The sequence below is a fragment of the Cupriavidus sp. 22TCCZM01-5 genome (assembly GCF_057798915.1).
In genome coordinates this window covers 165,427-179,445 of sequence record NZ_JBYOJR010000007.1, presented here as the reverse complement: position 1 = coordinate 179,445, position 14,019 = coordinate 165,427, and the positions used below count along the sequence as shown (strand labels likewise).

At 64.8% G+C, this 14,019-nt stretch carries 15 protein-coding genes; 3 read left to right on the top strand and 12 right to left on the bottom strand.

All coding sequences use genetic code 11. From position 1 onward, the window contains the following. Position 1: 1 nt before the first annotated feature. The 5 genes from AC3FNH_RS09640 to AC3FNH_RS09620 all read right to left on the bottom strand — a co-directional run bounded on the left by AC3FNH_RS09640 (position 2) and on the right by AC3FNH_RS09620 (position 4,096). Positions 2-865, bottom strand: coding sequence for a branched-chain amino acid ABC transporter permease (locus AC3FNH_RS09640; protein WP_276100975.1), 864 nt, complete (start codon positions 863-865; stop codon positions 2-4). 518 nt (positions 866-1,383) lie between these two features. Further along, entirely contained in the window at positions 1,384-1,731 is a 348-nt protein-coding gene (locus tag AC3FNH_RS09635) for a YkgJ family cysteine cluster protein (protein WP_346348607.1), read from the bottom strand. Positions 1,732-1,788: 57 nt separating this feature from the next. Then, positions 1,789-2,940: a DUF1275 domain-containing transporter gene (locus tag AC3FNH_RS09630; RefSeq protein ID WP_276100977.1), complete on the bottom strand. Its 1,152-nt coding sequence runs from the start codon at positions 2,938-2,940 to the stop codon at positions 1,789-1,791. Positions 2,941-2,979: 39 nt separating this feature from the next. Continuing rightward, positions 2,980-3,810, bottom strand: a complete 831-nt coding sequence (locus AC3FNH_RS09625) for a fused MFS/spermidine synthase (RefSeq protein WP_276100978.1) — start codon at positions 3,808-3,810, stop codon at positions 2,980-2,982. Positions 3,811-3,823: 13 nt separating this feature from the next. Then, complete coding sequence (locus AC3FNH_RS09620; RefSeq protein ID WP_276100979.1) at positions 3,824-4,096, bottom strand: HPr family phosphocarrier protein; 273 nt, start codon at positions 4,094-4,096, stop codon at positions 3,824-3,826. Between the two features lie 186 nt (positions 4,097-4,282). Between AC3FNH_RS09620 and AC3FNH_RS09615 the strand changes: the two genes are divergently transcribed. Continuing rightward, complete coding sequence (locus AC3FNH_RS09615; RefSeq protein WP_276100980.1) at positions 4,283-4,483, top strand: CopG family transcriptional regulator; 201 nt, start codon at positions 4,283-4,285, stop codon at positions 4,481-4,483. Positions 4,484-4,513: 30 nt separating this feature from the next. On the opposite strand, the gene AC3FNH_RS09610 is transcribed toward AC3FNH_RS09615, so the two are convergent. From AC3FNH_RS09610 to AC3FNH_RS09580, 7 genes are read right to left on the bottom strand one after another with little or no spacing between them, the layout of a single operon-like run. Further along, entirely contained in the window at positions 4,514-5,044 is a 531-nt protein-coding gene (locus AC3FNH_RS09610) for an NADH-quinone oxidoreductase subunit B family protein (RefSeq protein WP_276100981.1), read from the bottom strand. Further along, positions 5,044-6,594 (bottom strand): hydrogenase large subunit, encoded by a 1,551-nt coding sequence (locus AC3FNH_RS09605; protein WP_488719880.1) that lies wholly within the window; start codon positions 6,592-6,594, stop codon positions 5,044-5,046. The genes AC3FNH_RS09610 and AC3FNH_RS09605 overlap by 1 nt, the downstream gene beginning before the upstream one ends. Positions 6,595-6,598: 4 nt before the next feature. Then, the gene (locus AC3FNH_RS09600) at positions 6,599-8,053 is read right to left on the bottom strand and encodes a hydrogenase 4 subunit F (RefSeq protein ID WP_276100983.1); all 1,455 of its coding nucleotides are present in this window, start codon (positions 8,051-8,053) and stop codon (positions 6,599-6,601) included. Between the two features lies 1 nt (position 8,054). Beyond that, a complete protein-coding gene (locus tag AC3FNH_RS09595) occupies positions 8,055-8,714 on the bottom strand; it encodes a formate hydrogenlyase (RefSeq protein ID WP_276100984.1) in 660 nt (219 codons plus the stop codon). 10 nt (positions 8,715-8,724) lie between these two features. Further along, on the bottom strand, positions 8,725-9,672 hold the full coding sequence (locus AC3FNH_RS09590; protein WP_488719879.1) for a respiratory chain complex I subunit 1 family protein: 948 nt from the start codon (positions 9,670-9,672) through the stop codon (positions 8,725-8,727). A gap of 10 nt (positions 9,673-9,682) precedes the next feature. Continuing rightward, positions 9,683-11,704: a hydrogenase 4 subunit B gene (hyfB, locus tag AC3FNH_RS09585; RefSeq protein ID WP_276100986.1), complete on the bottom strand. Its 2,022-nt coding sequence runs from the start codon at positions 11,702-11,704 to the stop codon at positions 9,683-9,685. A 3-nt stretch (positions 11,705-11,707) separates the two neighbouring features. Further along, entirely contained in the window at positions 11,708-11,983 is a 276-nt protein-coding gene (locus AC3FNH_RS09580) for a ribbon-helix-helix protein, CopG family (protein ID WP_276100987.1), read from the bottom strand. A gap of 258 nt (positions 11,984-12,241) precedes the next feature. On the opposite strand from AC3FNH_RS09580, the gene AC3FNH_RS09575 reads away from it, so the two are divergent. Both AC3FNH_RS09575 and AC3FNH_RS09570 read left to right on the top strand, forming a co-directional pair. Further along, positions 12,242-13,153 (top strand): IclR family transcriptional regulator, encoded by a 912-nt coding sequence (locus AC3FNH_RS09575; RefSeq protein WP_488719878.1) that lies wholly within the window; start codon positions 12,242-12,244, stop codon positions 13,151-13,153. 28 nt (positions 13,154-13,181) lie between these two features. Continuing rightward, positions 13,182-13,994, top strand: a complete 813-nt coding sequence (locus AC3FNH_RS09570; RefSeq protein ID WP_488719877.1) for an SDR family NAD(P)-dependent oxidoreductase — start codon at positions 13,182-13,184, stop codon at positions 13,992-13,994. The last annotated feature ends 25 nt before the right edge of the window (positions 13,995-14,019 follow it).

Here is a 14,019-nt window from a genome sequence, read left to right as displayed (position 1 = left end):
CTCAGGCCGCCTTGCCGGCGAACAGGCCTTGCGGCCGGATCGACAGGATCACCACCAGCAGCACGAAGGCGATGATGTCCTTGTAGTCGGTCGATACATAGAAGCCGCCGAAGCTTTCGGCCATGCCGATGATCAGCCCGCCGGCAATGGCCCCGGGAATGCTGCCCATGCCGCCCAGGATGATGATGACGAAGGCCTTGGTGATGACCAGGTTGCCCATGCTCGGGTAGACCAGGTTGATCGGCGCGTAGAGCGTGGCGGCGATGGCGGCGAGCGCGCCGGAGATGGCGAACACCAGCAGCGTCACGCGCGTCGCGTCGATGCCGACCAGCGCGGCGCCTTCGCGGTTCTGCGCCATGGCCATGATGGTAGCGCCGGTCATGGTGCGCGTGAGGAACAGGTGCAGCAGCACCATCAGCGCGAACGCGGCGGCAATGATCAGCAGGCGCTGCAGCGGCGCGGTCAGGCCGAACAGGTCCACGACCTGCCCGTAAGGCGTCGGCATGCGGTGGAAATCCGCGCCCCACAGTGCCTGCGCGCCGGCTTCCAGGAACAGCAGGATGCCGATGGCCGCGATCATGTCGTGCAGCTCGGGCGCGTTGCGCAGCGGATGGAACACCAGCCGGTCGGCCAGCATCGACAGCATCGCGACCACCACGGCCGCGCCGAGCATCGCCAGCCAGTAGTTCATGCCGAGCGACGTCATCAGGTAGTACGAGACGTAGGCGCCGGCCATGTAGAACGCGCCGTGCGCAAAGTTCGGCACGTGCAGGATGCCGTAGACCAGCGTCAGGCCAAGCGCCACCAGGCTGTACACGCCGCCCAGCGTCAGGCCGTTCAGGATCTGTTGAAGGAACAATGCCACAGGCTCACCTCGTGCGGTTCACGAAACAGGGCACGCGCCGGCCGCAAGCGGGCGCGCGGATTCATGGCGGCAGCCTTGGGCCGACGCGCATGCGGAAGTGGGGATCAGTCGAGGGCTCGGGCCGCCGCAAGCGATGCCGGGTCCGGATTGGCGCGGTGCGCCGATCGAGTGCCGTGCTCGCGGACAGGTGCATACTGCTGATGCTGCATGGTTTGTCTCCTATGCGATGCGGTCTGCGCTGTTGCGCCGCGGTGCCGGTCGTGGCCGGCGACGCCGTTGCGTGGAAGCGATAATTCCCGCACGGTCGTTCGTTTTCAACGACTTTTGCATAGGGCCGAAGGGCCAGTCAAGGAAACCGGCCTAGTATTCCGCAGGGCGAAATAGCGGGCTGCTGCGGGGCCTGCGGGCAGCATTTGACATAGAGGAAATCCCTGACTGGGGTGCGGGATGCACGGGCCGCATTGGTCAGGTCACGGGGCAGGGCACGCATCGTCCATGGCGGACCGCTGGCTCCTGCTTCAGACCAGCACGTGACGTGTCTCTGCAAAGAAGCGCTGAATCTCTTGTTCGATGTCCGGGTCGATCATTTTGTCCGGCCTGTTTCCGTTCGGACAGGCAAGCCTTGGGGTGGTGCCAAACAAGCGACAAATCAGCGGACGCTCCGCATACACGCTGCAACCCCTGGCATCAAGATGAGGGCAGCTCAGGTTTGCTAGCGCAGCCTCGTGCTCGGCCTCACTCTTGACGGGAAGCCTTGACATCTCTTCCGACGACGTTGTCACGGGACCACAACAGTCATGACATCCAGGGGTGCACTCGAATGTGGGAATTCGCGAGCGAAGAAATCTGATTTTTTGACTATTCATTGGCGCAGGTTCAGGCAGCCGGTCATCAGAAGCGGGGGCCGATCTCTTGCAGGTACATCAACGGCCGGGCAGATGCCGCACGAGCCAGATCGACGCCGACATTGCGGCAATAATCCAGAGCGCTACGATCAACATCGCCGCAGCGTAGCTGACGGGGCGATTTGCGGCCTCTGCCGCGGCTGCACGATGCTGGCGCATCACGTCAACCGGAATCCATCGTATTGCCAGCAGCAAGGCGAGAGGCACCAACACCATGTCGTCCAGATGGCCAAGCACCGGAATGTAATCAGGAATCAGGTCAATGGGTGACAAGGCATAGGCGGAGACCGGCAAGGCAATCGCCTTCGCATACCATGGTGTGCGGGGATCCTGGGCGGCCAGCCATACCGCATGCACATCCTGCCTGACTGCATGCGCCCAGCGCCGGGACCGTGCGAGCAGATGAGGCAGAAGATCACGGCGCCACAAGTGCAGACGCACATCGTCCAGGACCGGGACGGCAGCGAGCGCGACCAGCAGGGCTGCCAGCGCAAGCGTGGCGCTGAACCCGACGTGCTTGAACCCCAGCGCGCCAATCACGCCACCGGCAAAGAACAATGCGACCAGTGTGATGAGTACCCGCAGCTTGTGCCGATTGGCGAGCACCAGTGGCTTGCCAGGATCGGCTCTGGACAGGTTGCAATAGAACAGCTTGCCGAGCTCGATGCCGATGTCGGTGACCATGCCGGTCACGTGCGTGGTGCGGATCTCGGCGTTCGACAGCTTGGTGACCATGGCATTTTGCAAGCCCATGATGAAACAGAGCACCATGACCGTTGCTGGTACAAACAACCATTCGTGGTGCTCGAGATTGCCGCCGAGCAGGCCAAAACACACCAGCAGCGCGGCCTCCAGCATGAGCGGCAATGCATATTCGCTATGCAGCCTCTCGCGCCGGGCCCAGTTGATCAGCACCGCCGAGCAGGCCGCGCCCGCCAGGAACGACAGCAGGGCCCCCAGGCCATCCAGCATCAGCCAGAAACTGCCAAGCGCCAGGTTGTCGGCCATGGCGGACACGATGCCCGACATGTGCGAGGTGTACTGCTGCACAGCCAGGAACCCGCCCGCGTTGGTCGCCCCGGCGACAAAGGCCAGGTAGCAGGCCAGTTGCCGATTGATTCCGGGATTGCGCTCCTTCCCGGTGAGCCTGCGCAAGTACAGGATTGGCATGGTCGCGTTGATCAGGGGGCTGTGCGCGAGAGGGGGAGGTCAGGACAGAATCTGCGGCCTTGCCAGCTTATGCCAGGCGGCGCGATCCGACGCAAGCTGCTCGCCGCGCTTCAGGCGGCGGGCAGCCGTAGTGAGTTTCAGTGAATGCGCCGTTTCCAGGATGCGCGCCCGCGCCATCAGCGTGTCCAGGGAGGGCAGCCTGTGCGCGCCCTTCCAGGCGAATAGCGTGTAGTTGGCGCTGTCCTCCGAAAGGGAAATTGACATCGAATTGCCGAACGCGGTACTGACTTCCTCCAGATAGAGCGGGATATCGGGATCGCTTTCGAGGAAATTGGCGACCAGCACGCCCGTATCGCTCAAGCGTGCATGACAGGCCGCATAGAAGTCAGCGGTGCCCAACTGCACTGGCATGCCGTCGGCCAGGAACCCGTCCACCAGGATCACGTCCGGCCGCGCATTCTGGTTCGCGACATATTCGGCGCCATCCGCGCAGACCACCTCGAGTCGTTCGTCGTCCGGCGGGATCTGGAACTGCTCGCGCAGGGCAATGACCGCCGGGTTGATTTCGATCGCCACAATCGTGGTGTTGGGCAGATGCCGGTAGCAATATTTGGCAAGAGAACCGCCACCCAGGCCGATCATCGAGATTCTGGCTGGAGTCGGGTGCAACAGCAGGAATCCCATCATCGTCCGGGTATATCCCAGCACGAGCTTGTCGGGGTCCTTGCGCGACATGAAGCTTTGGGTAGCCAGCGCGTCGAAATGCAGCGACAGGGCGTGCTGGGTTTCCAGCACCTGCGGCGTGCCGTCGTTGGTCGCCTCGGCAAGAAATTTCAGATAAGCCTCAAACGAGGAGCGGTCGGCGAGCATCTGTCGGTTTCCATTAGCGCGGTCTGGGGAGCGCTTCCCCCCTGAGCAAGGCGGCGATGGTGACGATCGCGGCGGCCTCGTCCACGCCGTCCGCCTGGATGCACAGGTGTGTTCCCACGCGGGCGGACAGGCGCATGACCTCAAGCACGTTCTTGGCGTTCGCGATCCAGGGGCCGTTGGTGAGTCGGATCTCGCACTCGAACTGATTGGCCGTGAAAGCCAGTCGCGCCGAATTGCGTCCTTGAAATCCGTCCCTGGCAGTTGCCTCTAACGTCACCTCTACCACTGTGTCCTCATTGAAGAATAGTGAACTCCAGGACGCCTACGTGCTGGCTTCGCCTGTGTATTACTCGGCACGCGTCTAATGATTGGACTCTCAGAGGCATGGCGGTATGGCATCGGGTGAGCGTGGCGGGCGTCGTAGTTGTATGTAATGATAATGCAGTTATCACACAATGACACTCCAGCACGTATGGAATCCAAGACTGCCCGCCTGACCGTACTAATCGATCCGGTGAAGAAACAGGCCCTTGAGACGCTGTGTGCCGCCCAGGACCAGACACCGTCTCAAGTTGTTCGCCAGCTGATTCGCGACTATTTGCAGGAGCACGAGGTGGACTACGCCACCAGGCCGAGGGTCGGCACGCCCAGGATGGCGAAGGAAGGCGGCTGACACTGATACGTAGTAGAACGGGCAATCGCGCTAGCGCCGTGCGGAACCGGTCTGCCGCCGTCGCACGGCGTTCAGAATTCCGCGCAGGATCTCGATGGGGGGCGGTGGACAGCCTGGCACGGCTAAGTCGACCGGGATGACGTTGGCGACGCGGCCGCAGCTCGCATAGCTTTCCCCGTAGATCCCGCCGGTACAGGCGCAATCGCCTGTCGCCACCACCAGTCTTGGTTCGGGCGTCGCCGCGTAGGTGCGCCGCAGGGCCTCTTCCATATGACGCGAGACGGGTCCGGTCACCAGCAGCATGTCGGCATGGCGCGGGCTGGCGACGAACTTGATGCCCAGGCCTTCGATGTTGTAGTAGGGGTTGCCGAGTGCATGGATCTCCAGCTCGCAGCCATTGCACGAGCCGGCGTCGACCTGGCGGATCGTCAATGCCCGGCCGAGAATGTCGAGCAGTTCCTGGTGGATGTGTTGAACGGAGGCAGCCTCACCCTCCGCGCAAGGCGGCGCAGGCTCGGTGACGATGCCGGTGCGGACGATCTGCTTGAGGATTTGCCACATCAGAGGTCGTGCCCCGAATAGCTGAGGTTGAATGATTTGTTGATGAGCGGGAAGTCCGGCACGATATTGCCGATGATGGCGTGCTCGAGCACCGGCCAGTTCTGCCACGACGGGTCGTGGCAATGGCAGCGCAGGATACGGCCGTCATCGGCAAGTTCGAGCGAGACGAAGACCTCCCCACGCCAGCCCTCCACCCATCCCGCCCCGATCGTGGCGGTGCCGGGCGCCTGCGGCACGATTCGCGCGGCGCCCTCCGGCATGTCTGTACAGATGGCCCGGATCAGGCGCAGCGACTCCAACACTTCGTCGAATCGCACCGCCACGCGGGCGGCGACATCGCCGGCACTGTGGGTGGCCATTTTCACTGCCAACGCGTCGTAGGGCAGCCAGGCGTAGTCGCAGCGCAGGTCCGCCGCGCGGCCGCTGGCACGCCCTGCCAGGCCGGTAAGCCCAAGCTCGGCAGCAAGCTGCGGCGACACGCGGCCCGCCCCAAGAAAACGGTCCTGCAGTCCGGCATGCTCGTCGTACACCGCGCGCAGGGTACGGACTTCCTGCTCGATACGGTCGCACTGCTGCCGCAGGCGCTCAAGCATGGCGGGCGTCAAGTCCTGCGCAACGCCGCCTGGTACCACGGCATCCATCATCAGCCGATGGCCGAAAGCCTCTGCGGACAGCCGCTGCCAGTCTTCGCGCAGGCGCGAGAATTGCGCCAGGCCGAAGGCCAGCCCCGCGTCGTTGCCCAGCGCCCCCAGGTCGCCCAGGTGATTGGCCACCCGCTCGCGCTCTAGCATCAGGGCGCGCAGCCAGCTTGCCCGCGGCGCGGGCGCGCAGTCCCAGGCGGACTCCAGCGCCATGCAGTAGGCCCAGGCATAAGCCACGGTGGAATCGCCCGAGACCCTTCCGGCCAGCCGGCAGCCCTCGAGCGGTGCCAGTTCGGTGAAACGCCGCTCGATGCCCTTGTGCGTGTAGCCCAGGTGTTCTTCCAGCCGCAGCACCTTCTCGCCGACCACGGAAAAGCGGAAGTGACCGGGTTCGATGATGCCGGCATGTACCGGGCCGACCGCAATCTCGTGCACCCCATCTCCCTCCACACGCACGAAAGGATAGTCGGCAGGCAGTTTGCCGGCCGTGGCCACACCCGCCTGCGCGCCGCTTTGCAGCGGCCGCGGCCCTGGCGGCCACAGGCCGTGGTCAAGCCAGGGCCGGACATCACGGCTGCCCTGCACGGCGATACCCACCAGGTCGGTCATGGCACGCTGCATCCGGTCCGCGCTTGGGAATACGCCGCTGAGATCCGGCACTACGGGCGCGGCACCATCAAGGCGTAATTCGAGCCATATCAGTCCTCGCGGCACGGCGTACGCTGCACATGCCGCCAAGGTACCGCCGATGGCAAGCCGGTCGACGCCCCATAGCGCGACCAGGCGCCCGCCAGCGTCAGCCACCGCGCGGGCCGTTGCGGACCAGTCATCCTGCCCGACCAGGCCATGCCAGAGCGGCGGCGGCGCGGGCAACTGCTCCAGATCGAGGCTGAGATCTGCTGGTGTCATCGGCTCAGCTCCCCAGCATTGCGGCTGCCTGCCGGTACCAGGTGTTGAGATACGGCGGGACATAGAGACCCAGCATCAGCCCCAGGGCGAGGTGTGTGAACACCGGGACCAGGGCTGGCGGATGCGCCAGCGGCTTGAGCGTGGTGTCGCCGAAGACCATTGGCTGCACCCGGCTGAACACCGCCGCGAACGCCAACCCGAGTGCGATCAGCAGGAAGGGCGTAGCCCACGGCTGCTCGCGCATGGCGGTGGTGACGATCAGGAACTCGCTGGCGAAGACGCCAAACGGCGGCATGCCCAGGATGGCGAGCGCCCCCAGCATCAGGCCCCAACCCACCGTGGGGCTGACGCGGATCAGTCCGCGGATGTCGTCCATGACTTGCGTGCCCGCTTTCTGCGCGGCGTGGCCGACGGCGAAGAAGATCGCAGACTTGACCAGCGAATGCACCGTCATGTGCAGCAGGCCGGCATAGCTGGCGATCGGTCCGCCCATGCCGAAGGCGAAGGTCATCATCCCCATGTGCTCGATGGATGAATACGCAAACATGCGCTTGATGTCGCGCTGCCGGATCAGGAAGAAGACGGCTGCCACCACCGATACCAGGCCGAATCCCATCATCAGGCGGCCGGTGAGATGGTTGCCCAGTGCCGCATCGGTCAGCACCTTGCAGCGCAGCACGGCATAGAGCGCCACATTGAGCAGCAGGCCGGAGAGCACGGCCGACACGGGGGTAGGGCCTTCCGCGTGCGCGTCCGGCAGCCAGTTGTGCAGCGGGACCAGCCCGACCTTGGTGCCATAGCCGATAAACAGGAAGGCGAACGCCAGCGTGATGATGTTGGGATCGAGCTGGTGCTTGACCGCGTCCAGATTGGTCCACAGCAACGCGCCACCCTCCGCGCCGATGACTTTCTCGGCGGCCATGTAGAGCAGCACCGTGCCGAACAGCGCCTGGGCAATGCCCACCCCGCACAGGATGAAGTACTTCCATGCCGCCTCCAGGCTGGCCGCAGTGCGGTAGACGCTTACCAGCAGCACCGTCGTCAGCGTGGCAGCTTCCATCGCGACCCAGATGATGCCCATATTGTTGGTCGTCAGCGCCAGCAGCATGGTGAAGGTGAAGAGCTGGTACATGCTGTGGTACAGGCGCAGCCGCGGCGGCGTCATCTTGCCGTGGTCGTGCTCCACCCGCATGTACGGCCGCGAAAAGATCGAGGTGGTCAGGCCCACGAATGCGGTCAGCGCTACGAGGAATACGTTCAGCGGGTCAATGTAGAACTCCCGGCTCCAGACCAGCATCGGGCCGTCGGCGACGATTTGCGCCGTCAGGACACAGGAGGCGAGGAACGTCCCCAGGCTGAAGGCGACATTGATGTCGCGTGCGCGCTCGCGATGCCCCACCAGAGCCAGTACCAGCCCGCCGGCGAGCGGACATGCGAGCAACAGGGCCAGCGCAATCAACTCAATCCTCCTTCAGTTTTTCAAGATGGCGGATATCCAGGCTGTCGAACTGCTCACGGATCTGGAACATGAACACACCCAGGATCAGCACGCCGATCAGCACATCCAGCGCGATGCCCAGCTCGACCACCATCGGCATGCCGTAGGTCGCGGCGGTGGCCGCGAAGAAGAGGCCATTCTCCATTGCCAGGAAGCCGATGACCTGCGGCACCGCCTTGGAGCGCGTGATCATCATCAGGAAGGACAACAGCACGCAGGCCAGCGCAATGCCCAGCGTGCCGCTGGCGAGCTTCAGCGACAGCCGCGCGATTGGCATGGTGAGATTGAAGGCGAAGATCACCACCAGGATGCCGATCAGCATCGTGGTGGGAATGTTGATCAGCGTCTCGACATCGCGGCGGATCTGGAGACGATCGATAACGCGGTGCAGCAGGTAGGGGATGAGCAGCACCTTGAGCATGGCGGTCAGGCCGGCCGACAGGTAAAGGTGCGGCTGGCCCGTCACGTAGCCGACGACGGCGGTGGCCACTGCCAGCGTCGCGCCCTGTAGCGTGAACAGGTTGATCAGCGACAGGATTCGTCGCTGCGAGATCATGGCGAAGGCGAGGATCAGGAGCACCGCACCAAGGAGGTTGACGAACTGGGTGAGGAGCGCAGTCATTGCCGGGTGCTCAGTGAGCCAGCAGCAGGTGGACCAGCATGCCGATCACCGCCAGCAGAAAAGCGGTGGCCAGAAATTCCGGCACGCGGAAGATGCGCATCTTGGCGCTCACCGTTTCCAGCGCCGCCAGCAGGATTCCACCCATGATGAGCTTGAACAGCAGCGCGGGCAGCGCCAGCAGCATGGCCAGGGGAGCCTGCGCTTCCGCGACTCCCCACGGAAAGAACAGCGCCAGGCCGATGCAGGAATAGGCAAACAGTTTCAGGCTTGCCGCCCACTCCAGGAGCGCCAGGTGCCGGCCCGAGTATTCCAGGATCAGCGCCTCGTGGATCATCGTGAGCTCGAGGTGGGTGGCGGGGTTGTCGACCGGCACGCGGGCGTTCTCGGCCAGCGACACCATGGTGAACGCCACGCCGGCAAACGCCAGTCCCGGATAGATGGCCAGGTCCCGGTGCGCAATCGTCTCGACAATGGTGGTGAGCGAGGTTGACTTGGAGACCAGCGAGGCGGAGAACAGCACCATCAGCAGCGCCGGTTCCGCCAGGAAGCCGACCAGCATTTCGCGCCGCGCACCGAGGGTTCCGAAAGCGGTGCCGACGTCCATTGCCGCCAGCGAGATGAAGACCCGCGCCAGCGCGAACAGGCCAACCAGGGCGATCGCGTCCGCGGCCGGAGCCAGCGGCAGGTCCGTGGACACGGTAGGGACGATCGAGCAGGCCAGCGCCATGCAGCCGAACACCACATAAGGCGTGGCGCGAAACAATGGCGACGCGTTATCTGCAATCACCGATTCCTTGTTGAACAGCTTGTGCAGCATTCGGTACGGCTGCCAGATGCTGGGCGCCGACTTGTTCTGCAGCCAGGCCCGCCACTGATTGACCCAGCCGGTCAGCAGGGGCGCAAGCGTAATCGAGATCACGATCTCGATCAGCTGTGACAGAATCCCCGTCAGGCTCATGTAGCCCTCATCACATCACGGCCAGCAGCGTGGCGGCCAGGGTCAGGAAGCTGTACAGCAGGTACGCCGAGATGCGTCCCTGCTGCATCAGGCCAATCAGCCGGGCCAGATACGACGCCAGATCGATCACCGGGACATACAGCCAGCGCCAGAAATGGTCCGCCACCGTGACCCGGTAGCGCGGCTGTTCATCGAATGGCGTCGGCAAGTCACGGCGCATCAGGAAAAACGGTTCAAAGATCTGGCGGATCGGCTGACCGAAACCCTCGGCCGTGTCCTGCATGCGCGCGGTGCCCCATGGGAAGCCGCAAGCCCACGGCGGGCTGCGGCGAAGCCGGCCGTGGTAGAAGCGGCGCACCAGCAGAAAGGCGAGCGCAAAACTGGCCAGAATGCCGAGCAGGAAAATGACCGGCCCGTAGCTGGCCTGGGCCTGCCCATTGGGTGCCAGCAACCAGTCACTGGCCGCGGTCCGGGCGCCCAGTCCGCTTGCCACCAGCTGCTGCGTCACCGGATCGATCAGCTGGACGAATTGCGTCGGCAGCAGGCCAAGCGCGATACAGCCCAGCGCCAGCCACAGCATGCCCGCCCGCTCCCAGCGGCCGGTGTCGTGCGCGTGGACCAGCTTGGGCTCGCGGGGCTGGCCGAGGAAGATCACGCCGAAGAACTTGACCATGGTGTAGCCGGCCAGCGCCGCCACCAGCGCGATCAGCGCGGCAACCACCGGGATCAGCATGGTCAGTATCGGTTCGGGAAGACCCGGCGTGAACAGGAAGCTTTGCAGCAGCAGCCACTCCGAGACGAAGCCGCCGAGCGGCGGCAGCCCCGCGCTGGCCAGCACGCCCAGCAGCGTCAGCCAGCCCACCCAGGGCATATAGCGAATCAATCCACCCAGCTTGCCGAGGCTTCTCTCCTCGGTGGCGTGCAGCACGCTGCCGGTTCCCAGAAAGAGCAGGCTCTTGAAGAAGGCATGGCTGGCGACATGATAGAGCGCAGCCGTCAGCGCCAGGGCGGCCATTGGCCTCATGCCGTAGGCCGAAAACAGCAGCGTCAGGCCCATGGCAACGAAGAGCAGGCCCATGTTCTCGACTGACGAATAGGCCAGCAGCCGCTTCATGTCGGTCTGCACCGCGGCGAAGACCACGCCGAACAGCGCGGTGGCCAGCCCAACCGCGAGCAGCAATCCGCCCCACCACCACAGACGCATCTGCAGCAAGTCGAAGCACACGCGCAACAAGCCGTAGATTGCCGTGTTGAGCATGACGCCACTCATCATTGCCGATACCGGCGAGGGCGCAGCCGGATGCGCCTCCGGCAGCCAGACATGCAGCGGAAGGATGCCAGCCTTGGCGCCGAACCCGAACAGGGCGAGCAGGAAGCCGGCGGAGGCCCAGAACGGCGTCAGCGCCTGGGCGCGCATATTGGCAAACGTGTAGTCGCCGGTGTTGGCCTGCAGCACGCCAAAGCACAGCAGGATCGCGATCGCCCCGATGCGGGCCATCGTGATGTAGAGATAGCCTGCGGCGCGCACTTCGGCGATGCGGTGGTTGGCGGTTACCAGGAAGAATGAAGACAACGCCATGGTTTCCCACATCACCATGAACGAGTACGCGTCGTCTGCCAGGATCACCCCGGCCATACTGGCGAGAAACAGATGGTATTCAAGGCAAAGCAGGCCCGGCGGCGTGCCTTCCCCCTTGCGGAAGTAGCCTGCCGCAAACGTCGAAATGCCAGCCGCTGCGCCCCCCATGACCATCAGGAAGTAGGCCGACAGGCTGTCGAGCCGGACGTGGAACGGCAGCGCGGGCAGGCCGATCGGCAGCACGGCAGCTTCAGGCGTGCCGAACACAGCGTGCAGCGCAAGACCGGACAGGGCCAGTCCCAATGCTCCCCCGATGGGGAATAGCACGCGGGATACCAGGGCAAACCGATGCAGCACCAGGATTCCTGCCACGCCGACAAGCAGCCAGGCGCCAACCACGATCAGGATCCAGTCGAGATGGAGCCATTGCGCGAGAGGGGGCACGCTGCTCATGGCTCAGGCTCCGCGACGGGCTGCCCGGCGCTTGGCAGGGGGCGCCGCACCGCGCCGCGACGGCAGCTCCATCGGTGGCCTCTCGTTGCCATTGGCTTCCGCTTTGGCCGTGTCCACGCCGCTAGGGACATATTGGACGCCATGCTGGACCAGGTAGTCGCGGATGAGGCGCCGGATCACCTGCGAGGCGGTCAGATCCTGCTGTGCGCAAAGGTGCTCGAAGGCAGCCTTCTTGTCGGGATCGATGAGCAGCGTAAGCCGAGCGGTCTTTTGCTCCATGGGAGCCTCAAGATGGCAATACGATGATGACGTGAATCACATCATAGATGATAAGCATGCGAATCCAAAGGGGCGGCCGTTGCCATTCGCTGCTGCTCGAATTGACAGCATGATCCCGCGCGATGGGGTGAGAATTGGGCTAACCCATTGATTCGGCTATATAGATGGCGTTTCTGGCGCACATGTTTTCCCTACATAGCCAGGGTCGGGGGCCGCCGGAACTGGTATCTAGTCAGGCAGGACAACACCCAGCCCTGCATGAAGCGCTCGACCTCCATCCCGGCACCGCCGCCCGACGCCGCCCACGTCATGCCCGCCATGCCCTGCGGCGCGGCGGAGCCGGCCGAAGACCGCAACTTCGTCACCGCGCTCGCGCGCGGCATGGAACTGCTGCGTGCGTTCGGGCCGCATGACGACTACCTGGGCAATGCCGAGCTGTCACGCCGCACCGGCATTCCGCGGCCCACCGTGTCGCGCCTCACCTACACGCTGGCCTCGCTGGGCTACCTCACCTATATCGAGTCGATGGAGAAGTACCGGCTGGGGCAGGGTGCAATGGTGCTGGGGCATCGCTACATCTCGGGCGCGGGCATCCGCGAGATCGCGCAGCCGCTGATGCAGTCGCTCGCGTTCGCGACCGACTGCACCGTTGCGCTGGCCATGCCTGACCGCCATGCGATGGTCTACCTGGAATCGTGCCAGCCGCGCGGCGCGCTGGTGATCCGGCTTGCGCCCGGCGCGCGGCTGCCGATGGCCACCTCGGCCATGGGGCGCGCGTGGCTGGCCGGGCTGGACAGCGCGCACCGCGAAGCCGCGCTCGCCGAGCTGGAGCGTCACTACGGCGCGCGCTGGGCGCCGGTGCGCAGCAAGATCGAGCGCTCGCTGCGCGACCATGCGCGGTGCGGCTTCTGCGTGGCCCACGCCGAGTGGGACCGCACCGTCAGCGGGGCCGCGGCGCCGCTGCGGCTCGAAGGCAGCGGCGAGGTGCTGGCGCTGAACATCGGCGGCGCCGCGACGCGGCTCTCGCCGGAAATCCTGGAAAGCAACCTGGGCCCGCGTATCCGCGAACTGGCCCAGGCGCTGCAGGCGCGGCTGTGGCAGGCCGGTGCCGGGCGGCAAGGATCGACACGTACGGCGCCGGCAGCGTCCGGCGCGCGCGAAGCCAACTGAAAGCAGACTCAGACGAGGAGACAAAAGCATGCAAGTCAAAGACAAGACCGTCGTCGTGACCGGCGCCGCCACGGGCATTGGCCGGGCGCTGGCCCTGGCATTTGCCCGGGCCGGCGCGCGCGGGGTGGCCATCGCCGACCTCAACGCAGCCGGGGCTGCCACGGTGGCGGCAGAAGTGCAGGCGGCCGCGCCGGACTGCAAGGTGTTCGGGCAGGCGGTGGATGTCGCCGACGCCGCCGCGGTGCAGGCGCTGACGGACGAGGCGACGCGCCGCTTCGGCCAGGTCGATGTGTTCTGTTCCAACGCCGGGATCATCCTGCGCAAGGGGCTCGACGCCAGCGCCGAGGAGTGGCAGCGCATCTGGGACATCAACGTCATGGCGCACATCCATGCGGCCAAGGCCGTGCTGCCGCAGATGCTGGAGCGTGGCGATGGCTATTTCGTCAATACCGTGTCGGCAGCGGGCCTGCTGTCGCAGATCGGTTCGGCGCCGTATGCGGTGACCAAACATGCAGCCATTGGCTTCGCGGAATGGCTGTCGATCACCTATGGCGACCGCGGCATCAAGGTGAGCTGCATCTGCCCGCAGGGCGTGCAGACCAATATGCTGTTCGGCGAGAACGGCGAGCGCAAGGGCTTCCTGCAGGAAGGATCGGTCACGCCCGAGCACGTGGCCGGCGCCACGATCGAAGGCATGGTCGACGAACGATTTCTGATCCTGCCGCATCCGGAGGTATTGGAATACTATCGCCGCAAGGGGCAGGACTATGATCGGTGGCTGCGTGGCATGCGGCGCCTGCAGGAGAAGGTCATGCAGGAGTTCGGCGGTATCGCAGTGTAGTCCCGGATTTTCCGACCAGAACAGC